The sequence below is a fragment of the Natrinema sp. LJW11 genome (genome assembly GCF_056135975.1).
Genome location: NZ_JBWBDM010000002.1, coordinates 472,245 through 494,509, shown reverse-complemented (window position 1 = coordinate 494,509; position 22,265 = coordinate 472,245). Strand labels below are relative to the sequence as shown.

Below are 22,265 nucleotides of genomic sequence, written 5' to 3'. Positions count from 1 at the left end.
CGTGCGTCCTTCCGGAAGTAGTTGCTCGAGGGCGACTATTTATGTGGCATTGGTATCAGCTACCACCCATGTCGACGGCGACGGTTCGCGGAACGATCAGGGGGATGGGGGAACGAGCGAATCCGGCATTCGCGGTGGCCGTCGTGGTGGTGCCGCTGGCCGCGCTGGGCTACGCGGTGACGGTCGGGACGCTCGAGCAACACACCTACGTGCACGTGATGGCGGGGATACTCTGGACCGGGATCGATCTCTTCATCGGAGCCGTGCTCGGGCCGGTCATCGGCGGCCTCGACGACGACCAGAGTTCGGCCGTGTTCCAGCGGCTCACGCCGAAGACGGCGTTTCTCCTCCCGTCGCTGGCGTTCGTCACGATCGCCGGCGGCATCACGCTGTCCCAGCGGATCGGCATGTTTCCCCACGCCGAGTCGTGGCTGGCGCTGTTCACCGCGGTGAACCTGATTCCGATCTTGCTCTTGCTCGGGTGGCGACTGAACGCGTGGGCCGATCGCCGCTGGCAGATACCCTTCGCCGTCGCCGCGATCGGCTCGCTGACCTGGGTCGCGCTCACGATCGACGGGTTCGCGATGACCGAGCCCGCGATCGCCGTCGCGCTCGGCATCGTCACGATCCTCTCGGTACAGGGGTTCGGATTCTTGCTCCCCGGCGAGTTGCGGATGTACAGAGAGATGCGCTCACCCGCGCCCGATCCGTCGGTCATCGCCGCGATCGGCCAACAGAACGCGATGCTCGGCGGCGTCCAGGGCTTCTTCCAGCTCCTCCTGATACTCGATATGGTCTATCTCCGCTACGGCGGCTTCCCGTTCTGACTCGAGCGGCACTAGACGGCCCGTCCACCGCAGTCTTGATAGCCGTCTGCTCAGTACAGAAAAAACACATTTCACTCCAGACCGTCCAGCCGGTGTGCGGTGGCGCGCGCTGGGCCGCGGTGAATGCGAATAAACCGCGGCGCGACGTCGTGCGAGGTCTTCGTGAATAGTGCGGGACCGACGGTCCCGCATACCATGCGAACGGGTGCTTTGCACCCGTGAGCAGACGCAGTGAACGAAGGCTTGTCAGAGCGTGCTCTGACAGTGGATGAGCGAACGAACGTCTGTGAGTGAGCGTTAAGCGCGGAACCGTCGGTTCCGCGAACCATACGAACGGCGGCTCCGCCGCCGTGAGTAGCAATCGGCTGGGGAGGGCGTGGCGATTCCCTGGTGCCACGATAGCAGGACGCTTCGTCTCCCCAATCCTATCAGAATCCACTTCCCATTACAGATTGCGTAAACTGTGCGCTGTATTCAGGTTCTGCTGACGGACTCGCGTCGATCGAACTGACTTCTCTCGAGCGAACGAGCAGGAAACTGAGAGGAAAGGTGGGAGGCGAAAGGTGGGAAGAGGCGGAAGTGGGTGCGGACGTGGTCGCTCGGTTCCCGCGGGAAACCGAGCGTGCGACGGGCCGGAGCGACGCGCTATGCCGGGGTAGACGTGAAAAGCGCCTGTGCCGGCATCCGAACCAAGGATCTGGTGAAGTAAAAAGTCAGCGGTCGGCACCCGGCGACGGTCGCAGTGCAAAAGCAGTCACGGCCGCCGACTCCGAGCGGTCACAGCCGCCGATCCCGCAGCGCCGGGAACGCCGCGCGGACCCTGTCGACCGTTTCGGGGTCGATCTCCGTCGTGATCAGGGCCGGCTCGTCGCCGCTCGAGGCCAGCGAGACGCCCCAGGGATCGTAGACGCTCGAGCGGCCCAACAGCGTGGCGTCGTCGAACTCGCCGGCGCCGTTGATCGTCGCGACGTAGGCCTGATTTTCGATCGCGCGGGCCCGCGAGAGCGTCTCCCAGTGTTCGATGCGCGGATAGGGCCACGCGCTCGGGACGAGGACCAGTTCGACGCCGTCGTCGACCAGTCGCCGGTAGAGTTCCGGAAATCGCAGGTCGTAACAGGTCGTCACGCCGACGGTGAAGTCACCGATCGTCGCCGTCTCGAGGCGGTCGCCGGGGACGAGCAGTTCGGACTCCGCGGACTCGTAGCCGAAGAGGTGGTGCTTTCGGTAAACGAGTTGCAGGTCGCCGTCGGCGTCGAACAGCGCGGCGGTGTTCGCCAGTCCCTCGTCGGCGGGCGTGGCGACGCTGTCGGTCGCCGACAGATCCTCGACGATGCTGCCCGCGAGGACGGCGATGTCGTGATCGGCGGCCGCCTCCCGAATGCGGGTGAAGGTCTCCCCCGCGAACGGTTCGGCGGTGCGCGCGTAGAGGTCGAACGCGAAGTAGCCCACGGTGAACAGTTCCGGCAGGGCGACCAGGTCCGCGCCGCGATCGGCGGCCCGGGACACCGCCTCGAGCGCCCGGTCGACGTTCGCGTCGACCTCGCCGGCCTCGACGCGGATCTGTGCGAGTGCGAGCCCGAGCGAGTCGCCGGTTTCGGCGCCCGCAGCGGCGGCGTTCGCGTCAGCAGTCATCGTTCACCTGTGGCCGCCCCACCACCGTTACTGTGTCGGCTGCGGTACCGTGTCGACCGCGTTACCGTGTCGACCGCATCACTGTGTCTTCTGCAGGTCCCGCTCGAGCGCGCGCTGAAGGTTCTCGAGTTCCGAATCGAGATTTCGCTTGAAGAACCGCTCGACGCCCGGGAGCTTGCCGTCGACGACGAAGCCGTTCTCGAGGCGGGCACCGTCGTCGGTCTCGGTGATCTCGTGTTCGCCGATGACGTCCATCACTTTCGATTCGCCGACGAACTTGACGTACTCCGGCGGTCGTCGCGTGACGTCTTCGGTGTCGACGGCGATGGTCTTCCGAACGAGCGGAATCGGGAGCGAGACCCGCCAGGTCGCGCGCCGCCCCTCCGGATCGTCGATCGAGTAGGATTCGACGACGCTGATCGCCTCGGCCCGGTTCGCCGGATCGACGATGAACTCCCAGACTCGTTCCGGCGACGCATCCACCTCAAACGATCGCTCGATCCGTACAGTCATGCCCGTACCTGTGCGATTGTCGGATAAAAAGACAGTGGACCGGCAGGGTGACCAGTCGCTGCGATCGTGGCGATACGCAGCGAAATCGGGGTAGATTGGGAGCGTCGAGTTACGCGCGTCGACGGCGATCAACTGATCGTGACTCGCCAGGTCGTCGACCTGGCGCGGCCCCATTTCTCGATGTCGACGTCGTCCGTTTTCTCCGCGAGGTGTGGCAGTCGAGCGCCGACCTGTTTCGACGAGAGTCCGATCGCGTCCGCGATGTTCTTCGCCCGGAAGTACTGTTCGCCGCGGGCAGCGCTCTCGCGGAGGTACGAGACAATTCGCCGCTCTTCGTCGGAGTAGTCGGTCATCGTCCGTACGCCACTCTAGGTGGTCGTCGGTCTTAACTGTTAACGGCCGGAGCGTCCCGGGTTCGGTACCGAGCGCCGGTCGATCGGTCGTCTCGAGCCCCTGATTCGGTTCGGGCCGTCGATTCTACTGTCGAGTCGTCGCTGCACCTCGTCAGTCGAAGAGGTGGATGCCGACGACCGCGAGCGAGCTAAAGAGAACGGCCCCAGCGAAGCCCCACGCCGCGGTCACGTCCGGTGCGCCGACGAGCATGACGAGTGCGCCGATCACCGCGAGTGCGCCCAGTGCGAGCGCCAGTCCGACGCCCTTGTCCGTCGCCTCGGTTTCCGTAGCCATGCTCGGGCGTTGTGTGTGGGGTCTCTTAACTTCACTCATTCATGAACGCCGAGGAGACGAGAACGACGACCGGTGAATTGGTCGGGAATCCTCCCGCATATTCGGCTGGAACGGTATCAAACCACCACAGGAGCGAAGACGAGTTGACGACGACGAGAACAGTTCTCAATCCCCCCTCCTCGGCGGTAGAACTGATCACTAACTATCCAATCCGAATGTGTCGAGCTTTAGATCGGTACTGAGTCACCGCAACTCAGTATGTAGTCCGTCTCAGCCCCGCCCCGACAATGACGAGTCCCACGAACAGGGCCACTGCGCCCGTGACCGTCCACCGCACTGATCGTCCGGTGATCGGTTCGCAGTCTGTGGCGCACAAAATCGGATCTACCCGAACGATTCCGAGGCCTTGGACGGCCCAGAACGCTCCGAGAAGCGCCACGAAGGCGCCGAGGGTTATCAGTACAATCGCTCTCGTGTTCCACGTGTGGATCTTTCGACTCTCCATCAGAGCAACAGAGGGGGCGTGTATCCTCCGGTGTAACGCCGAGCATGCACCTTTCCTTTATAACCGACTACAGTATCACACCCTTGTACGATGACGGCAAAAACGCTACATCCCGAGAGACGATTCGACACGAACCGAACGGTACGCCCGAGTGTGTGACTATTGCCGATAATGAGATACGTAACCGTCGTCGTAGCCCTGGAAGAACACATTCGGTCGAAAAACGAGCAACGGATGCAAAGAGGCGTCGACGATCCGAGAGAGGTTCGGATTGATGGCACGCTCGTCGCGACACAGGAAGCGATACACTACGTCAATCTCCTCGATGATGGGACCGTTGTCGGCGTCGCGCGGTTCAGGGGCGATGCTGACCGGCTCGGGACGATCGAAGACGAGATCCCTGAGATCAGATCTTGCACTGTGACGGGCGGTGAGACGTGGCTGGCGTATCTGCACTACGAGCCCGATGAACTCGAAACTGCCCTTCTCGAACGGATCGATACCGAAGCGATCAGTATCGACTGGCCGATGAGAGAGACCGATGATGGACTACAAGTTACGCTCTTTGGTGAGGATGCAGCCCTTCAGCAACTGATCGCTGGCCTCCCCGCGGAAGTAGACGTGACTCTCGAACGCGCGGGAGAGTATCAGCCGGACGTGAGCGACCCAGCGGGGCAACTCACCGACCGGCAGAAAGAAATCCTCCGGACAGCACTCGCCGCAGGATACTATGACATCCCTCGTCGGACAACCCAACGCGAGTTAGCCACCGAGCTCGGACTTTCACGGGGAACAGTTGGAGATCATCTTCGACGAGCAGAAGCGAAGATTATCAGATCGGTACTCGTGTGAAGCCATCGCAACGTTATCGACGTCACTACTAGCGGATAGGCGTCACCTCGGTAGATTCGGCAGCTGTACAGCTGTCGAATAGTCATCACGGATTTCGTGCTAGTCCTGCATAACGGGACTGTTTACCGGCTATCCTTGCACCACGGACCGGGAGATCCGCGATGGAACTACCGGGACGAATCTCACTTGATCGTGGTGTGCTCGGACTCCTCGTTAAGCGCGAGGTTCGCCGCGATTTCGGCGTTTCGCATCGCGTACTGGGCGGTCTGCTGGAGGCTGACGAGCACCTCACGGACTCGTAGCAGGTCTTCGTTATCCATCTCCGGTAACTCCGCGAGGATCTCCTGCTCGAGGTCGGAGATATCGTGGAACAGCGCGCGGACCTCGTTGGACTTGTTGTAGTCGCGTTCGACGGCGGCCTCGACGGCTCTGGACGTGATATCGTCGACCAGTTCGTTCAGCTCCCGGATGTCGCGCATCACGGAGCTATCGACGTTGAGCGAGTGCCCTTCGGTCTCGATGACGATCTCGGCGATGTCCTCGCCGTTGTCGGCGGTCAACTCGAGGTTCTTCGCGATCGAGCGGTAGCCGATCAGCGGGAAGCTGGTGTTGAGGCCGACCGCTCGCGCGAGGTTCGGGTTCTGGTAGGCCGTAAAGATCAGGCGCAACAGGAGGACGAAGATCTTGTTGGCCTGTCGCTCCCGATTCAGGGCGCGCTGGGCCAGATCCGGGTTGCCGTGGGCCAGCGCCTTGATGCCCTCGCCGCGCATCGTCTGGCCGGTCCGCTCGAGGCGCTCGAGGAGGTTATCGAGCGTGAAGTCCTCGGGATCGACCGAGCAGCGGATCGAGATGCTCTCGGGGGTCTCCTCGATGACGCCGAGTCCCATCAGCTGGGTCTCGGCCTGATAGACGGCGTTGATGTGATCGGACTCGAGGGCGCCGTCCTCGCGCTCGATGCGGATGATGCGCCGCCCGAGGACGTACTGGGCGACGATCGCGCGCTCGACGGCGTCGGCGTCGAGCTCGTCGGTGTGGATGATCGCTTCGGTCTCCTCCGTGTTGGCCGACTCGGGCATCACGGTCAGTGTGCCCTTGCCGCTGGTCCGCAGCGATACTTCGTCGCCTTTTTCGACGGCGTGTTCGGACGCCCACTCCGCCGGGAGCGTCATGGCGAGGGTCGATGGACCGAGTCGTTGCACTTTCCGCGTTTCCATGTGACACCATACGACCGACTTGACCTTAATCTTGACTATATGGTCATTATATCGTCTTCAATCGTTATATGGTTGAGGTCGTTGGCAGATGCGACATCGTCCTTATATAATTCGGTAGGGGACCGCTGTTCGAAACGCCCTCGGGATCGCAGCCGACGGGACGCGTAGAGTAGTTGCCGACGGGACGTCTAGGGTGCAGCTGACGGAATGCCGTATGGAACAGCAAATAACTGGATGCTGCCCCAACCGTCAGGCGACGGGAACCATCCGGGTGGTAAACCGACCCGTCCGAACCTGCAGCCACCCCTCGAGTCGTTCGTCGATCTCATCGTCGTCGGTATCGACGTGCAACGTCTCGATTCCGTCCAGTTTCTCGTCGGCGGCGACGACCTCGATATCGTCGGCGCGGCGGATCACTGCCGGGGAAATCTGGTGGTTTCCCCGACCAAAGATGAACCCCTGCCCGCCGATCGGCGAGACGACGATGGTAACCGGGTCCGCGAGCACCGCGAGGATGTCCGACTCCGCGGCGTCGCGAGCGAGAACGTCACCGCGCCGGTCGTCCGACTCGGCGTCGTCGCCCGCGGCCCCGCCCGTTTCGAGCCCAGCGCGCCAGACGTCGACGCCCAGCGGCGAGGGGTCGATTCCCAGTTCCCGCTCGATGGCTCCGACGGTGCTGCCGGGACCGAAAACGTAGGTCCGCCCGGGTTCGACTTCGCGGGCGAACCCCGCGGCCAGCGAGTCGACGCTGCCGCTCGAGACCTGCTTGCCCGACTGTAACGCCGGCGCGACGGGAACCGGAACGATCGCCCGCAGTTCCGACCGGACCTCCCCCTCGCGGTAGGCGGCCTCGTCGATGTCGTTGACCTCGCGGGACTCGACGCGCTCGAACTCCGCGGCGATCCGGCCGGCATCGGTCGGGGTGACGCCGAAGACCGACGAGTAGATCTTGACTCCGGCCGGCACGCCGAGCATCGGCGTCTCTCCCGCCGCCTCCTCGAGCACCGCGGCGACGTCGACCGCGGTGCCGTCGCCGCCGACGAACAGAACTAGTTCGACATCCCGTTCGAGCAGCGCGCGGACGGCAGCGCGGGTATCGTCCGCCGTCGTCTCGGCGGCTCCAGGATCGTCGGGCCGCGCCGGATCGCTCGAGCCGTCGTCGCCGGTCGCTCCCGGTTCGTAGACGACCGTGGGCTCGAAGCCCGCGTCCCGGACCGCCCGTTCGCCCAGCACGCCGGCGGCGGTGTAGACGGTGAGATCCGGCGCGCGTCGGCGGAGCGATCGCAACGCCTCCCGCGCTCGGTCCGGCGCTCGCGGCTCGGCACCGCGCCGTCGCGCCTCCTCGACGTTCCCGTCGGTCCCCTTCAATCCGACCCGACCGCCCATCCCCGCGATCGGGTTGACGACGACGCCGATGGACTCCATGGCGTGCTATGCGGACGCCAGTGGGAAAGCCGTGTCGCAGCCGTCCGTCGGTCTCGCGCCGCGAGCGATACTGCAACCGGTCCGCGATCCAGCCACAGCTCGCCCGTAACTCACCACCGGCTCGAGACCGACGAGCGACGAGCGATCCGCTCGTTTTCTGAAGGATTAAGAGGGACGGGAACCGATCGCCGACCATGCCTGCACTGATCGACGCCGCCGTTCTCGCGACGGACACGGAGCTACCAATGGATATCGTCGGCTGGAGCGCGCTCGCTCTGGGCCTGCTCGTAACGGTCGCCTGGATGGCCTACTTCTACCGCTGACGGTTCGATCCGGTTACGGAGACTCGACCCGCTCGCGGAGCCACGCGGCCGCTTCCGCGACGGTCGACTCGTCGGCCCCTTTGAGTTCGATCCGGACCGACTCGCCCGGATAGCTCCCGACGGAGACATCGTAGCGCTCGCGGAGGGCGGCGATCCGATCGAGGAGCGCGCTTTCGGGTTCGTCGGCGACGACCGTCTCCCGATAGGTCGGCGTCCCCGCGAACTCGTCGGCGATCGTCTCGAACATCGCCTTCATCTCCGAGGGAACGCCGGGGAGCACGTAGACGCCCTCGAGGACCGCGCCGGGAGCGACGCCGGTTTCGTTGTGCAGCGCCCGCGCACCGGCCGGCAGGTCGGCCGTTCCCGCCGCGAGGTCGTCGCGAGTGTAGCCGTCCGTCTCGAGCCAGGCGAGTGCGTCGTCGTGTTCCTCGAGCGAGCGCCCGAGCGCGGCCGCGACGCCCTCCATCGTGAGGTCGTCGTGAGTCGGGCCGAGACCGCCGGTGATGATCACGGCGTCGTACTCGGCGCGATACTCGTTGACGACGCGTGCGATGTCGCCGACCCGGTCGGGGAGCGTCGTCACGCGCTCGACGTCGACGCCCCGATCGTCGAGCTGCTCGCAGAGCCACGTTGCGTTCGTGTCCGCCGTTCGTCCGGCGAGCAGTTCGTCTCCGATCGTCACGACCGCGACGTTCATACCGGCCCGTTCGAGCCGGGTCCTCAAATGCGTCTCGCCCTCGTCGACGGACAGATATACCACGCTTTCAATGGGACCGACGTCTCGGTCGTTTACTCTGCGAGTAGATATCGCATTAGTTGTAGCCGTAATAACACTCTGAGATATGGAGAGTTAATCGAGCGGGTAATTCAGTATAACAGATAACTAGTAATAACCAAAAGATTCAATTATGGTAATTGATAACGAGCGGAGTATGTCTCGCAGTCGGACGGAACGAACGGACGGGGATTCGACCTCGGTGCTCTCCGCGCTGGGCAACAAATACAGCGCAGAAATCCTCTGCGCCGCGGGAACGCCGAAATCAGCCCAATCACTGAGCGAAGCGATCGAGATTCCGATCGCGACCTGCTATCGCCGAATCGAAGAACTCGTGGACGCCGGGCTGTTGACCTGCGAGGGCCGACAGCTCTCCGAGGAAGGCCGACGAACGAACATCTACCGACGCACGCTCGACGAGATCGAGATCGACTTCTCGGACGACGCGCCCGAGTTTTCGCGCAAGCGTCGCACCGAGGCGAAAAACCGGCTCCAGGATCAACTCGAGAACTGACGGGACGGACCGCTCGAAGTCGGTTTCGACGGCTCCGGACGGACGGTCGCAGTTGCATCGCGAAACCGGGACAGCAATCCGGAGACGAAGTCGACGCCGAAGGACCGATATTTCTGCGATCGATCTGCTCCGTCACTACCGAGAGACGATCGTTCGCCGACGCCGATCCGGTCGCGCGTCGGTAAGCGACCATCTTTAAGTATTCCCGAGAGAAGACCACGGTATGACCGAATCAGTCGAGAACCGCGAGTCCGGCCCGGCCGCCACGGCGGACGACGGGGTCGTTGGGAGCCATCGCGTCCTCCACGTCGGCCGCGACCGGCCGATCAGAATCAGCGCCGGTCACCGGATCAGACATCACGACGGCAAGTGTTCGCGACCGCACGGACACAACTACGAGGTCGCCGTCACCGTCGCGGGTCACCTGACCGAGGAGGGGTGGATCGCCGACAAAGGCGATATTACTAAGGTGATATCCGAGTGGGACCACGCGTTCCTGCTCGAGACCGGCGACCCCCTCGTGGAGGCCTTCGAGACCGCCGGCGACGACGAGGCGGTCGTCGTCCTCGACCACCCGCCGACGGCCGAGGTGATGAGCGTGATCCTGGAGCGGAAACTCGAGGCGGCCCTGCCCGAGACGGTCACCGACGTTTCCGTGCAGGTCAGCGAGACGCACGAACTCTGCGGCGGAAGCGGGTTCTGAGATGCCGGTTTCCGATTCGGTCGATCTCGAGAACGTGGCCGGGGTTGATGCCGAGAACGCGGCCGAAATCGACGCCGAGGACGGTCGTTCCACCGAGGGGCTCCCGATCAACGAACTGTTCTACTCGCTGCAGGGAGAGGGAACGCTCGCCGGCGTCCCCTCGGTGTTCGTCCGGACGAGCGGTTGTAACCTCCGGTGTTGGTTCTGCGACTCCTATCACACCTCGTGGGAGCCGACCCACGCGTGGCTGGGACTCGAGGAGATCTTGGCGGAAATCGAGTCCCACGACGCCGATCACGTCGTCCTCACCGGCGGCGAACCGCTGATTCACGAGGAGAGCGTCGCCCTGCTCGAGGCGCTCGACGAGCGCGGCTATCACACCACCGTCGAGACCAACGGGACGATCTACCGGGACGCGCCGATCGATCTGGCCTCGATCAGTCCGAAACTCGAGAGCAGTACGCCGACGCCCGAACGCGATCCCAGCGGTGAGGGCGAGTGGGAAGCGCGCCACGAGAGCGATCGAATCGACATGGACTCGCTCGCGAGGCTGGTCGAAGACTACGACTTTCAGCTGAAGTTCGTCGTGACCGACGCCGAGGACATGCCGGAAATCCTCGAGCTACTCGCAGAGCTTCGCACTGTTGCCGACGCTCCGATCAGCGACGACGACGTGCTCTTGATGCCCGAAGGGGCGACTCGCGAGCGCCTCGCGGAGACTCGAACGGCGGTCGCCGACCTCGCGATGGAGTACGGCTTTCGGTACACGCCGCGATTGCACGTCGACCTCTGGAACGACGCCCCCGAAACGTGATCTGACGCCACCTGCATGACTGACACAACCACCGAGCCCACGACCGACGAATCGACCGCCAAACGCGCCGTCGTCCTCCTCTCGGGCGGCATGGACAGCGCCACCGCCGCCGCCGAGGCCCGCGAACGGGGCTACGAGATCTACGCGCTGCACACCTCCTACGGCCAGCGAACGGAGGATCGCGAACTCGAGTGCGCGCGCCGGCTCGCCGACGAGTTCGACGCGGCCGACTTCCTGCGACTCGAGACCGACCACCTGTCGGCGATCGGGGCCTCGAGCCTCACCGACGACGAAATGGCCGTCGACGACGCCGACCTCGAGAGCGACGAGATCCCCTCGTCGTACGTCCCCTTCCGGAACGCGAACCTGCTTTCGATGGCCGTTTCCTACGCCGAAGCGAACGATTGCGAGGCCGTCTTCATCGGTGCCCACAGCGAGGACTTCTCGGGGTATCCCGACTGCCGCCCCGAATTTTTCGAGGCCTTCGAGGCGGTCGTCGACGTCGGCACGAAACCCGAGACCGACCTCTCGATCGAAGCCCCCTTCGTCGACGACTCGAAGACCGACATCGCCGAGCGCGGCGTCGAACTCGCGGTCCCCTACGAGCACACCTGGAGTTGCTACCGCGAGAACGAGCCCGCTTGTGGCACCTGTGACGCGTGTGCGTTCCGGCTGCAGGCTTTCCAGAATATCGGCGTTCGCGACCCGATCGAGTACGCCGAGCGACCGTCGTACGCGGACGAGCCTGGCGGTCAGTAAAGACGTCAGTATACGTCACAATCCGTCGGAAACCGTCCGGGATTCCGAAACGCGATGAAAACCTTCAACAGCCGACACGTCGAACCGGCCGCTCGTGACGCGCTTTGTGGCCCGCTGGTTCCGAGACGATGACGGGGGCTGGCAGTTCCCCGAGGGGCGTCGCGGCGAGTTCGTGACGCTCGCACTCACCCTGCCGGCTTTGGCCGCGTTCGTTCACTTCGATGCGGGGCTTCCCCGGCCGCTCGAGTACTGGCCGGTCGTGATCCTCGGCGTTTGTTCCGGCTTCCTGTACGTGACGTCCTATCGAGAAGCGATCGTCGAGCGCGTTCCCGATTGGGTCTCCGTCGGGCAGGTGTTCTCCCTCCTGGCCGGCGGGTTCGGGCTCACGCTCCTCCGGCTCGTCCACGTCGCCGATCCCACGGTCCTGTTCATCCTCGCCGCCGGCGGGACGATCGTGTTGATTTACGGCGTTAGATTGTGCTCACCCTTCCACCCCGGCCTCGAGCCGCCGCGACGCGGGGTCGAACCGCCGTCGGCGGTCGGATCGGGGTCGGAGACTGGGACGGAGGCGTTCACGAACCGTGACCGCTGACCCCGACCGCCGTTACCGCGCCACCTCGACTCTGTGTTTCACTCGTCGCCGCCGGTCCGTCGGCGCAGCCACTCGAGGGCGAGTACCCCGCTGGCGATGCTCGTGCCGGCGGTGAAACCCGGAGTTTCGTCGGCATCGTCGGCCGATTCGGTATCGGTGTCGTCGGCCGCTCCGTTCTCGGAGCCACCGGTTGATTCGTTTCCGGCATCGGTCGATACGTTTCCGGCATCGGACGATTCGTTTCCGGCATCGGAGGAGTTCCCGGTTTCACCGCCGTCGCTCGCCTCGCCTCGCTCTTCGCCGTCGGTCCGGATCGCGAACAGGCCAGTGCTGCTGACATAGACGGTGTCGCCGACGACCGCTACCTGTCGCGGCTTCGTCCCGGTGTCGACGCGCCACTCGCCGCTGCCGTCCGTTCGGGCGAACGCGGCCACGCCGGATTCCTCGAGCCCAACGTAGACGGAGTCGTCGGCGACGACCACCGACGCGAACGATCCGTCGCCGTCAGACGGTTGCCAGACGCGATCTCCCGTCTCCGGATCGTAGCCGGTGACGGTCTTCCGGTCGCCGTCTTCGGCGTCGGTCACGGCGTACACGCGATCGTCGGTGAGTACGTCCAGCGAGTGGGTGGGTATCGTCGATCGCTCCGCACCGGTTCCGGCGTCGTAGATCGTTACGACGCCGGCTTTGACGGCGGCGACGACACCGTCGGCGGCGATCGGGCGACCGGAGAACGTGCTCGAGGCCCAGTCGTCGACGCCGTCCGTCCACCGTTCGTCCCCGGTTTCGACGTCCAGAGCGATCAGCCGCTTGTTGCTGAGAGCGAACACCGTTCCGCCGGCGACGGCGACCGAGTCTCGCTGCAGGTAATCGCCCCGTTCTCGCCCGTCGTCAGTCGTCACCGTGCCCGGTTGGAACTGCCACCGCCGCTCGCCGCTATGCGCGTCGAGCGCGTACAGGACCTTGTCGGCCACGAGGAACACCAGTTCGTTCGCGACGGTGGGCGACAGGTTCGTCTCGGATCCGAGGCCGCTCTCCTGCCAGCGGACGTCCCCGGTCGCACCGTCGAGCGCGGTCAGATTCGGGTCGTCTCCTTTGCTGGTGACGTACACCGTCTCGTGTGCCACCGCCGGTGGCCCCGTGGCGTCCACCGGCTCCTCTCGACTCGCCGCCGTGATCTCGGTCTCCCACCGGAGCGTTCCGTCGATCGCGTCGATCGCGCGCACCTGCCCGTCGTCGGCGACGAGGTAGACCGTCCCGTCGACGACGGCGAACGTTCCGCCGTGATCGTCCTCCCAGGCGACGCTGACAGGCGATTTCGGCCCGGCCGAACCCGGAGCGAAACCCGTGTTTCCCGCATCGCCACGGATCGACGACCAGCCCCTCGAGCCGTTCGCGGTCACCGATTCGCCGGTCGTCGATCCCCCCTCCGCGATTGCGTCGTCCGCGGATCCGTCGACGACGGGTTCCCGGGCTGCTACCGTGCCCGTCGCCGCCCCGACTCCGGCAGCAAGCGTGAGTCCGGCGTACCGGAGAACGGTCCGTCTGTCGTGCTCGCTCATGATCTATCCGAACGGCGGTATCGAGCACTGTTACTTATCGGTTCAATAAGTACGTTCCACTCCGGAAACGCGGGAGTTCGAACGGTTGCGACAGCGGAAATACTACCAGTGAGACGGGATCTTGGCCGGTTTTTCGGTCACTCACCACGCCCGCTCGAGCACGCCCTCGATTTCGTCGACGGTCGGCTCCAGTCCCGGCGGCGCGTTCGCCATGAACGCGTCGTTCAGAATCGCCTCCGCCACCGCGGTGAACGCCGCGGGGTCGGGACCGTCGACGTCCCGCAGCCGCGAAGGCAGGCCGAGTTCGTCCCGAACCTCGGTGACCGCCTCGACGACCGCGGCCTCGTGATCCGCGGCGTCCCCGACCCCGAGCGCGTTCGCGAGCATCCCCGCTCGAGCGTCCACGCCGTCGCTCTCGAAGAGATACTCGAGGACGTAGGGGACGACGACGGCGTGGGCCGCCCCCTGCTGAACGTCGTCCGTCCGCGTGAGGCCGTGGCCGAAGGCGTGGACGATCGACGCCGTCGTTTCCCCGGGTCTCGAGATGCCGTACTGGACGAGGACGACCCCCTCGAGGATCGTCTCGAACGTCCCGATATCCCGCTCGCCGTCGCCGAACGCTCGCAGTCCGTCCCCGAGTTTCTCGAGGCCGTGGCGGGCGGTCGCGTCGGTGATCGGCGTCGCATTGCGCGCGTACAACGTCTCGATTCCCTTGTCGAAGCCGTTCATGGCCGAGCCCGCGAGGATCGAGTCGGGCGTGGTCGCGACCAGCGCTGGGTCGTAGACGGCGGTCGCGGGCATCAATCCGGGATCGCTGATCCCCCCGCCGCCGATCTCCGCGTCGACCGGGCTCGAGTCCGGCGACGCCGTGACGCCGGCGACCATCGAGAGGTCTGCACCGGCCAACGTGGTCGGGACGGCGACGATCGGGACCAGTCCCTCCTCCGGGACCGCGATCGTCCCTCGAGCAGCGAACTCGGCCGCCACGTCCTCGTGGGACCGATCGCTCGCCGCGAGGGTACTGATCAGCTTCGCGACGTCGAGGCTGCTGCCGCCGCCGAGGCTGACGAGCACGTCGGCGTCGTCCGTTCGCAGCCGCTCGCGGCCGTCGATCGCCGTCGCGAGCCGTTTTCTCGGCGTCGTCTCGTCGAAGACGCCGGCCAACCGATCGCCCAGCCCCGTCCTGACCGGGTCGATCACGTCGGGCGTGCTCCCGACGGTCGAGCCACAGACGACCAGCGCGCGCTCGAGACCCTGAGCCTCGAGTTCCACATCGAGGTCGTCGACGCAGCCGGCTCCGAACCTGACGGTGGCGGGTTCGTACTCGAATCGGAAGGCCGGATCGCGCTCGCTCGAGCGAGAGTCCGTCATGAAGCCTCGTACGCGTCGGTACGTATTAAAGCCGCGAGCACCGGCAGACCGATCGGCGTTCGGTACCGATGGGCGACGTATCACTCCGATCTACCTGACCGGCTGATCGATGGAGCACGAGAGTAGCCACTGAACGTCGCTGCATACCCGATCGCACGACGGCTGTGCGATCGATCTGTGAATCGTTTCAGTCGGTACAATCGGCCGCGAGGTCGCGACGCCGGCGCAAGCGTGGGATATTCTCGGGCGCTAGGTGTCGGCTCGGTCGGCTGCGAAGCGCGGTTCGGAACCGATGGAGAGCAAGAATTGTCCCATCAAAAATACGCTTACGAGCGTCAGTACGCCGAAAATGACGATCTGGGGGAGCGGTACCGGTTGCCCGTCGCGGATCATGAACGCCGACATCGCCAGCACGGCCCCGCCGAGAGTCGCGATCTTGACGAGGAGGACCGCCGTGAACGCGTAGCCCCACGCCCGGCGCTGCCGGAGCCAGTACGCCGAGAGAGCGAACCCGGGCACGACGACGCCGAGATCGAGCGAGTAGATCACCGACGTCGGGAGCGCGGCGTCGGCGACGCTCGGCGGTGTCGTCCCCGAAACGGTCGCCGGCAGGATTTCCGACAGCCAGAGCACCGAGATCAGGACGACCAGCAATAGCTGGAAGCCGACGTACGAGCGGATCGACGCGTCTCCGACCCGCCGTTTCAACGCGGTCGCATCGAAACGGACCGTTCCGCCGACGAACGTGAACAGCGTCAGCCAGAGCAGCGCGACGTAGACGAGATAGAGTTCGTTGAACGCGGTCATGAACGCGTACGAGGCGTACGTGTACAGCAGGTAACCGGTGACGCCGAGCCACGAGACGTATCCTCTGAGCGAGCCGCGAGCGGCGAAGAACAGCGAGACGGCCAGCGCGGGGACGGCGACGACGAGCGTCAGCAGGTCCTGGCCGTACACCTGCGGGAGCAGTACCGGCGCGTCGCGATAGAAACCGGGGACGAACAGCCCCACCAGCGTCGCAACGAGCGTCAAAACGAGCGTCGCAAGCGACGCGAGGCCGTACGAACGTGGAACGGCGGTTTGAGACGCGGCCATTCGAGTCAGTTCGCGCTGCCGTTTTCGGGCGATCGCAGGCCGAGACGACCCTCGACGAACGCGGCGAAGTCCGCGGCGAAGGCGTCGACCTCGTCCCAGTCGGTGTACTCGTAGTCGCGGGCGGTGTCCGTATCGCCGGTCGCATCCGCGGCGATCCGTTTCATCATGAGCCGCTTGAGGAAGCCGTACTTCGAGTACCGGAGCGCGCCTCCGAAGCGGGCGATTCGGTCGGGCTGCCAGTCGGTCTCCTCGAGAAACGCATCGACGTAGCCCGCCGCTTCAGCGCGTCGGGTTTCGTCGCTCACGGCATCGGACATGGAGAGCTGGAAGAACGCCGTCGGACGGCCGATCAGTGATTCGCGGGTATCACGAACGAACTTTCCCACGGCCGGTTGATGCTTCCCCATGTGAACCGACGCGCCGACGAGAACGGCGTCGTACGCCTCGCAGTCGAAGCCCGCCGGAATCGCGTCGACATTCATCGTCGTAGCGTCGTGACCGCGGTCGGCGAGCACGTCGCCGATTCGATCGGCGACCGTCGCCGTCTGTCCCTCACCGGTCCCGTAACTGACGAGAATCGAAGCCATCGTCGCTCTCCGGTGCAGTACGGTCTTCGGGCGGATAAAAGAGGCGGGCGGTGCCCGCCCTCACTGCGCCGGACTCGAGCGACGGCCGCGGGCTCACGGGCCCAAACGATTAGCCGGATCCGGTCGTAGGTGCGGTATGGACGTTCCCGAGGCGCTCCGAGCCGAGTCCGGCGTCGTCGCCGTCGTCGGTGCGGGCGGCAAGAAGACGACGCTCTACACGCTGGCCCAACGCGCCGCACGCGATCGCTCCCTGCGAGCGGTCGTGACGGCGACGGTTCGGATCCCGATCTTCGATCGACGCGTCGAGGACGTCGTCGTGACCGCGGATCCGGTCGCGGCCCTCGAGCGAGCGGACGCGTGGCCCGTCGGCGTCGTCCCGGAGCAAGCGGGAAAGGACCGGTACGAGGGGTACGATCCCGAAGCCGTCGACGACATCGCGGCGGCCGGCGTCGCCGATCTCGTTCTCGTCAAGGCCGACGGTGCGCGGACGCGGGAGTTCAAAGCGCCGAACGAGCGCGAACCGCAACTCCCCCGACGCGTCGACACCGTCGTCCCGATCGCGAGCGTGCAGGCCGTCGGGAAACCGCTCTCGGCCGACCACGTCCACCGGCCGGAGCGAGTGGCGGCGATCACCGGACTCGATCGCGGCGACGCGATCGGGCCCGAAGACGTCGCTCGAGTGCTCGCGAGCGATCGCGGTGGATGCAAGGGGGTGCCGGACGGTGCGACGGTCGTCCCGTTGCTCAACAAGGTCGACGACGCCGAGCTGCGGGACACCGCCGAGGAAATCGGACGGGAGGTGCTCGAGCGAGCGCCGGCCGTCTCCCGGGTGGTGCTCGCGCGGATGGTCGCCGACGACCCGGTGGTCGCCGTCCTCGAGTCGTAGCTGCGGTCCCGTCACTCCCCCTCGAGTCGCTCGCGCGCCGCCTCGAACTCCTCGCGGGTGTTGACGTTCTCGAACGTCTCGAGCGGCGCGTACTCGCGGACCTCGTCCTCGTCGACGACGACGTAGTCGAGGTCCAGCAGGGGCTCGACGACTCTGCGCTCGTCGCGCTCGAGGGCGCGCTCGCAGGCGTCGATCATCGGCCCGGCGCGATAGACGGCCTGGGTGGTCTGAAACCACCGGTCATCGAGCCGCGGGACCGCGGCCTCGTGGCCGGCCGCCCGCTCGAAGAGGTGATCGACGAGGGCCGGCTCGACGAAGGGCATGTCGCAGGCGACGACGACGGCGTACGCCGCCGTCGCCTCGCCGAGTCCGGTCATGATGCCCGCCATCGGCCCGCGGTCGGGGACCGGGTCGACCGCGAACGAGGCGTCCGGACCGCCCTCGAGGGCCGAGCGGATCGCCGGCACCTGCTCGTCTCGGCAGTTAACGACGATTTCGTCGACCGAGGGGTCGAGGCGATCGACGACGCGGCGGATCATCGGCGTCCCGGCGAGGTCGGCGACGGCCTTGTCCGCCTCGCCGAAGCGCGTCGAGTGGCCGCCCGCGAGGATGATACCCGTGCGCTCGTCTCGCCCGCTCTCGATGGACATAGTCGACCGTTCGTCCAGCGACGGCAAAAGGGTCCGGGCGCGTTCCGGTCGCGATCGAGCGGTGCCGCTCAGTCCGAGAGTCGCCAGAGCGCCCGATACAGCGTCCACAGATCGCAATCGAAGCGGTCGGCGAGGCACCGGCAGCGCTCGAGGTAGGTCGCGTACTGCGAACCCGACGGCGGGTCCGGATACGAGTGAGAGAGTTCGTCCGCGTCCCGGAGCGCCGACCACTCGCGGGGGCCGACGACGACGTACTGCGCCGGGTCGATGAACATGCAAAACGCCGAGGCGACGGGGACGTCGACCGCCTCGAGTTCGGTCAGCGGGTCGATTCCCGCAGCGGCGTCGCTCGGGTCGTTTTCGTCGGCGGCGTCGGCGGCATCGACGGCGTCGGCGATGGCGCTCCGGACGGTTTCGAAATCGTTGTTCCAGAATCGATCCTCCGCCTCGCGGCGCTCGTCGTCGGGGTAGTCGCCGAGAAATCGCCGGTAGTACCATCTGACGACCCAGGCCGCGTCCCGCCGGCCGTACTCGCCCGACTCGAACGCCGCCGGGAGCGTCTCGAGTTGTTCCGCCTCGACGGTATACAGTGGCTCCCGCTCGAGGTACTCGCGGGCCCTCGAGGTGACGAGCGAGCGAGTGAGTTCCATCGCAGAACTGTTTGACACGGTGGGCCGTAGGCGTTATCCCGGTATCCTCGAGACGGGACCGCCGTTCGATAGCGATCGGCGTTCGATCCATCGTCCACGCATCACTCGATCGGAATGGATAGTGTCATCGGCTGGTTATTGCGTATTCGTTGTCGAGTTATCCTCACACTCCTGTTTCTCTTGTTGGTGGTTCTCTACGTAGATTGAGCCGCCGGATTCAATGAAGATAGAGACGAGCGTGCAGCGTGAATCTCTCGAGGCGTTGCTGGTTAACCAATCGAGGCCGTCGTCAGAACTGATTTGATCCGTTTCCTCCCCGTCTACTCGAGCGATTACAGTGTACTCGTCGGGTTTTTCTGACGATGGAATATCGAATTTGTCCCACGAGGACTCTTCGTCGTTATCTACGGCGGTCAAATTAACCGTGTCCCAGTAGCGGACTTCGTCAGCGGTACTGATGATAATGTCCAGTGTGTGTGGTGAATCATCCCTATTTTGGTAGCTAACTTGGCTCAATTGGAGTGGCTCCGGATCATCGTCATCCGGATCATCGTCACTGGATTGCCAGTTGCCGATGGCGTACCCGCCGGCGGACGTGCCGACAAGTCCAAGACTCACTCCAAGTAGTTGTCGACGAGTCCATTCGGTCATATATCTACACTGATTAACATCATCTATTTAATATGATTGGCTTTTGTTCTGACTCTGTACTTAGTAGATAGAGATGGTGACACACAGCTGTTACTCTCGTATTTGTTCTGAACGGTATGTTCCTCACCTGTACTGAGCGATAACCACAGATGTGAATGGAACAGTGGGTTACTGGTTGGAATTGGTCAGGACAAAGCGTCCTGCTATCGTGGCAACAGGGGGTCGCCACGCCCTCCCCAGCCGATTCGCTCACGCCTCGCGGCGCTCGCTCATCCCTCGCACGGCTTCAGGCCGCGGCTCACAATCCGCTCGCCGCGGCCCAGCGTGCGCCACCGCACGCCGGTGGACTGGTTTGGAGCGATACGTTGCTCCCCTATGCTGATCGCGGGTTTCACGGATAGTTGTGGAAAACAAAAGCGAGTTACTAGCTACTGATAACCACATACCATCTGCGTGGTAGAAAGTGACATGCACGTGGAGGTAGACTGGTTCGCCTAACGGGTGTGATTTCGATGTCTAGCGATCAACAGGAGCCAGTCAAGACGATCTGTCCGTACTGTGGCGTCGGGTGTGGAATCAAGGTACAGCCGGGCGAGGAGCCCGGCGACGTGCAGTTCATGCCGTGGGGTGACGCCCCGGTCAACGAGGGGCGCATCTGCATCAAAGGCGGCGCGGCGACTGAAGTCGTCGACCACGAGGACCGGCTCACCGAGCCGCTGATCAAAGAAGACGGGGAGTTCCGCGAGGCCTCCTGGGAGGAGGCCTACGAGTACGTCGTCGGCGAACTCGAGCGGATTCGCGACGACTACGGCCCGGACGCGATGGGCTTTTTCGGCTCCTCGAAGGTGATGAACGAGGAGAACTACCTCCTCCAGAAGCTGGCTCGCCGCTACGGTACCAACAACGTCGACAACTGCACGCGAATGTGCCACGCCTCGACGGTCTGGGCGCTGCGGACGAGTCTGGGCGCGGGAGCGATGACCAACAGCATGCGAGACCTCCGCGAGGAGGCCGACGTGTTCTGGATCCAGGGGGCCAACCCCGGCGAGCAACACCCGATCGCGAACAGCCAGTACTTCCGGCAGGCCGTCCTCGAGGGGGCGACCGTCATTCAGGTCGACCCGCACGCGAACAAGACGACGCGATCGTTCCAGATCGACGACACCGACCGTCACCAACACCTGCAGCTGAATCCCGGCACCGACATCCCGCTGCTCAACATCGTCCTGAAGACGATCCTCGAGCACCACGAGGCGAACCCCGACGAGGGCTGGATCGACGAGGAGTTCATCGAGGAGCGAACCGAGGGATTCGACCACCTCGTCGAGACGCTCGAGGACTTCGACGAGAAAGCCGCGGCCGAGGAGTGTGGGGTCTCCCTCGAAGAGATCGAACTGGCGGCGGAAAAGTACGCGACGGCCGACAACGCTGCCATCTTCACCGGGATGGGGATGAGCCAGCACGCCTGCGGCGTCGACAACGTGCAAAACGAGATCAACCTGGCGCTGATCACGGGTAACCTCGGTCGACCCGGCACGGGAGTCAACCCGCTGCGCGGGCAGAACAACGTCCAGGGGACCTGCGACGTCGGCGCGATGCCGAACGTGCTGCCGGGCTATCAGCTGGTCGACGACGACGAGGCCCGCAAGTCGGTCGAGGAGGTATGGGGCTTCGAGATTCCGGACGAGCCCGGCCTGACGAACGTCGAAATCTCCTACGAGGCCGGCGACTCGATCAAGGGCCTCTACGTCATGGGCGAGAACCCTGTAATGAGCGAACCCGACGCCAACGCCGTCGCCGAGCGGCTCGCGGAGCTCGAATTCACGGTCGTCCAGGACATCTTTCACACCGAAACCGCGGAGTACGCCGACGTGATCCTCCCGGCGACGACCTGGGCCGAACGCGGCGGCACCGTCACCAACACCGACCGCCGCGTCCAGCGGATGCGCGGCGTCGGCAAAGTCCACGAGAACACGAAGCACGACCGGGAAATCCTGAGGGAGATCGGTACTCGGCTGTTCGACGACGGCGACGAACAGTTCGGCTTCGACGACCCAGAAGCGATCTTCGAGGAACTCCGGCAGGTCTGTCCCAGTTACCACGGGATGACCTACGACCTGCTGGGCGAGGAGGGGCTTCACTGGCCCTGCTACGAACCCGGCGACGAGGGCGATCCGTTCCTCTACGAACGCGAGTTCGACACCGAGAGCGGCCTCGGCCGAATCGAGGGCGTCGATCACCAACCGCCGGCCGAGACGCCCGACGACGAGTACCCGCTGATCCTCACGACCGCGCGCCTCGAGGAACACTACAACACCGGGACGATGAGCACCCGGTCGCCGACGCTCAACAAACAGACCCCGGAGAACTTCGTCGACGTGCATCCGGCCGACGCCGAGCGCTACGGCATCGAGGACGACGAGTACGTCCGGCTTCGCTCGAGGCGGGGCGAGATTACGCTCGAGGCCCACGTAACGGAAGACACCAAGGAGGGGGTCGTCTGGACGACGCCGCACTTCGCGGCCGCCTCGGCGAACAAGCTCACGAACCACGTGCTCGACGAGCGCTCGAAGATTCCCGAGTACAAGGCCGCCGCCGCCGAGATCGACGTCGATATCGAACCCCTCGGCGAAACCGCGGATCCGGCGGCCGACGACGACTGAGACGGCCGCGTGACG

The 22,265-nt window shown here is 64.9% G+C and carries 24 protein-coding genes; 10 read left to right on the top strand and 14 right to left on the bottom strand.

Annotated features, from left to right (window positions below):
• Positions 1-104: 104 nt before the first annotated feature.
• Positions 105-827 carry a hypothetical protein gene (locus AC0QDI_RS07095; RefSeq protein ID WP_474667314.1) on the top strand — a complete coding sequence of 241 codons (723 nt, stop codon included), beginning with the start codon at positions 105-107 and terminating at the stop codon, positions 825-827.
• 777 nt (positions 828-1,604) lie between these two features.
• Here the strand turns inward: AC0QDI_RS07095 and AC0QDI_RS07090 are convergent.
• The 4 genes from AC0QDI_RS07090 to AC0QDI_RS07075 all read right to left on the bottom strand — a co-directional run bounded on the left by AC0QDI_RS07090 (position 1,605) and on the right by AC0QDI_RS07075 (position 3,659).
• The gene (locus AC0QDI_RS07090) at positions 1,605-2,459 is read right to left on the bottom strand and encodes a carbon-nitrogen family hydrolase (RefSeq protein ID WP_474666624.1); all 855 of its coding nucleotides are present in this window, start codon (positions 2,457-2,459) and stop codon (positions 1,605-1,607) included.
• Between the two features lie 78 nt (positions 2,460-2,537).
• Positions 2,538-2,972, bottom strand: a complete 435-nt coding sequence (locus AC0QDI_RS07085; RefSeq protein WP_474666622.1) for an SRPBCC family protein — start codon at positions 2,970-2,972, stop codon at positions 2,538-2,540.
• A gap of 128 nt (positions 2,973-3,100) precedes the next feature.
• Positions 3,101-3,325 carry a DUF7123 family protein gene (locus tag AC0QDI_RS07080; protein ID WP_098724144.1) on the bottom strand — a complete coding sequence of 75 codons (225 nt, stop codon included), beginning with the start codon at positions 3,323-3,325 and terminating at the stop codon, positions 3,101-3,103.
• Between the two features lie 151 nt (positions 3,326-3,476).
• Complete coding sequence (locus tag AC0QDI_RS07075) at positions 3,477-3,659, bottom strand: DUF7525 family protein (RefSeq protein ID WP_474666620.1); 183 nt, start codon at positions 3,657-3,659, stop codon at positions 3,477-3,479.
• A gap of 676 nt (positions 3,660-4,335) precedes the next feature.
• On the opposite strand from AC0QDI_RS07075, the gene AC0QDI_RS07070 reads away from it, so the two are divergent.
• Positions 4,336-5,016, top strand: a complete 681-nt coding sequence (locus AC0QDI_RS07070; RefSeq protein ID WP_474666618.1) for a helix-turn-helix domain-containing protein — start codon at positions 4,336-4,338, stop codon at positions 5,014-5,016.
• A gap of 182 nt (positions 5,017-5,198) precedes the next feature.
• Here the strand turns inward: AC0QDI_RS07070 and AC0QDI_RS07065 are convergent, their stop codons facing one another.
• Positions 5,199-6,230, bottom strand: coding sequence for a PhoU domain-containing protein (locus tag AC0QDI_RS07065; protein ID WP_474666616.1), 1,032 nt, complete (start codon positions 6,228-6,230; stop codon positions 5,199-5,201).
• A gap of 249 nt (positions 6,231-6,479) precedes the next feature.
• Positions 6,480-7,655 carry an ATP-NAD kinase family protein gene (locus AC0QDI_RS07060; RefSeq protein WP_474666614.1) on the bottom strand — a complete coding sequence of 392 codons (1,176 nt, stop codon included), beginning with the start codon at positions 7,653-7,655 and terminating at the stop codon, positions 6,480-6,482.
• 194 nt (positions 7,656-7,849) lie between these two features.
• Between AC0QDI_RS07060 and AC0QDI_RS07055 the strand changes: the two genes are divergently transcribed.
• A complete protein-coding gene (locus tag AC0QDI_RS07055) occupies positions 7,850-7,978 on the top strand; it encodes a hypothetical protein (protein ID WP_474666612.1) in 129 nt (42 codons plus the stop codon).
• Positions 7,979-7,991: 13 nt separating this feature from the next.
• Here the strand turns inward: AC0QDI_RS07055 and AC0QDI_RS07050 are convergent, their stop codons facing one another.
• The gene (locus tag AC0QDI_RS07050; RefSeq protein WP_474666610.1) at positions 7,992-8,675 is read right to left on the bottom strand and encodes a competence/damage-inducible protein A; all 684 of its coding nucleotides are present in this window, start codon (positions 8,673-8,675) and stop codon (positions 7,992-7,994) included.
• A gap of 235 nt (positions 8,676-8,910) precedes the next feature.
• Between AC0QDI_RS07050 and AC0QDI_RS07045 the strand changes: the two genes are divergently transcribed.
• The 5 genes from AC0QDI_RS07045 (at position 8,911) to AC0QDI_RS07025 (ending at position 12,135) form a co-directional block, all read left to right on the top strand.
• Positions 8,911-9,267 carry a helix-turn-helix domain-containing protein gene (locus tag AC0QDI_RS07045; protein ID WP_474666608.1) on the top strand — a complete coding sequence of 119 codons (357 nt, stop codon included), beginning with the start codon at positions 8,911-8,913 and terminating at the stop codon, positions 9,265-9,267.
• Positions 9,268-9,490: 223 nt separating this feature from the next.
• A complete protein-coding gene (locus AC0QDI_RS07040) occupies positions 9,491-9,970 on the top strand; it encodes a 6-pyruvoyl trahydropterin synthase family protein (RefSeq protein ID WP_474666606.1) in 480 nt (159 codons plus the stop codon).
• Between the two features lies 1 nt (position 9,971).
• Positions 9,972-10,784, top strand: a complete 813-nt coding sequence (locus AC0QDI_RS07035; RefSeq protein ID WP_474666603.1) for a 7-carboxy-7-deazaguanine synthase QueE — start codon at positions 9,972-9,974, stop codon at positions 10,782-10,784.
• Positions 10,785-10,799: 15 nt separating this feature from the next.
• Complete coding sequence (gene queC, locus AC0QDI_RS07030) at positions 10,800-11,543, top strand: 7-cyano-7-deazaguanine synthase QueC (protein WP_474666601.1); 744 nt, start codon at positions 10,800-10,802, stop codon at positions 11,541-11,543.
• Between the two features lie 94 nt (positions 11,544-11,637).
• Positions 11,638-12,135, top strand: a complete 498-nt coding sequence (locus AC0QDI_RS07025) for a hypothetical protein (RefSeq protein ID WP_474666599.1) — start codon at positions 11,638-11,640, stop codon at positions 12,133-12,135.
• A 38-nt stretch (positions 12,136-12,173) separates the two neighbouring features.
• Here AC0QDI_RS07025 and AC0QDI_RS07020 read toward each other — a convergent pair whose 3' ends face one another.
• The 4 genes from AC0QDI_RS07020 to AC0QDI_RS07005 all read right to left on the bottom strand — a co-directional run bounded on the left by AC0QDI_RS07020 (position 12,174) and on the right by AC0QDI_RS07005 (position 16,750).
• Entirely contained in the window at positions 12,174-13,697 is a 1,524-nt protein-coding gene (locus tag AC0QDI_RS07020; protein WP_474666597.1) for an outer membrane protein assembly factor BamB family protein, read from the bottom strand.
• A 141-nt stretch (positions 13,698-13,838) separates the two neighbouring features.
• The gene (locus AC0QDI_RS07015) at positions 13,839-15,068 is read right to left on the bottom strand and encodes an iron-containing alcohol dehydrogenase family protein (RefSeq protein WP_474666595.1); all 1,230 of its coding nucleotides are present in this window, start codon (positions 15,066-15,068) and stop codon (positions 13,839-13,841) included.
• A gap of 249 nt (positions 15,069-15,317) precedes the next feature.
• Positions 15,318-16,163 carry a hypothetical protein gene (locus AC0QDI_RS07010; protein WP_474666593.1) on the bottom strand — a complete coding sequence of 282 codons (846 nt, stop codon included), beginning with the start codon at positions 16,161-16,163 and terminating at the stop codon, positions 15,318-15,320.
• A gap of 5 nt (positions 16,164-16,168) precedes the next feature.
• Positions 16,169-16,750 (bottom strand): flavodoxin domain-containing protein, encoded by a 582-nt coding sequence (locus AC0QDI_RS07005; protein WP_474666591.1) that lies wholly within the window; start codon positions 16,748-16,750, stop codon positions 16,169-16,171.
• Between the two features lie 136 nt (positions 16,751-16,886).
• On the opposite strand from AC0QDI_RS07005, the gene yqeC reads away from it, so the two are divergent.
• Positions 16,887-17,636, top strand: a complete 750-nt coding sequence (gene yqeC / locus AC0QDI_RS07000) for a selenium cofactor biosynthesis protein YqeC (protein WP_474666589.1) — start codon at positions 16,887-16,889, stop codon at positions 17,634-17,636.
• An 11-nt stretch (positions 17,637-17,647) separates the two neighbouring features.
• Here yqeC and AC0QDI_RS06995 read toward each other — a convergent pair whose 3' ends face one another.
• From AC0QDI_RS06995 to AC0QDI_RS06985, 3 genes are all read right to left on the bottom strand, one after another.
• A complete protein-coding gene (locus tag AC0QDI_RS06995; protein WP_474666587.1) occupies positions 17,648-18,286 on the bottom strand; it encodes a molybdenum cofactor guanylyltransferase in 639 nt (212 codons plus the stop codon).
• A gap of 68 nt (positions 18,287-18,354) precedes the next feature.
• Positions 18,355-18,936, bottom strand: a complete 582-nt coding sequence (locus AC0QDI_RS06990; protein WP_474666585.1) for a hypothetical protein — start codon at positions 18,934-18,936, stop codon at positions 18,355-18,357.
• Positions 18,937-19,071: 135 nt separating this feature from the next.
• The gene (locus AC0QDI_RS06985; protein WP_474666583.1) at positions 19,072-19,587 is read right to left on the bottom strand and encodes a hypothetical protein; all 516 of its coding nucleotides are present in this window, start codon (positions 19,585-19,587) and stop codon (positions 19,072-19,074) included.
• A gap of 512 nt (positions 19,588-20,099) precedes the next feature.
• Between AC0QDI_RS06985 and fdhF the strand changes: the two genes are divergently transcribed.
• Entirely contained in the window at positions 20,100-22,250 is a 2,151-nt protein-coding gene (gene fdhF, locus AC0QDI_RS06980) for a formate dehydrogenase subunit alpha (protein ID WP_474666581.1), read from the top strand.
• The last annotated feature ends 15 nt before the right edge of the window (positions 22,251-22,265 follow it).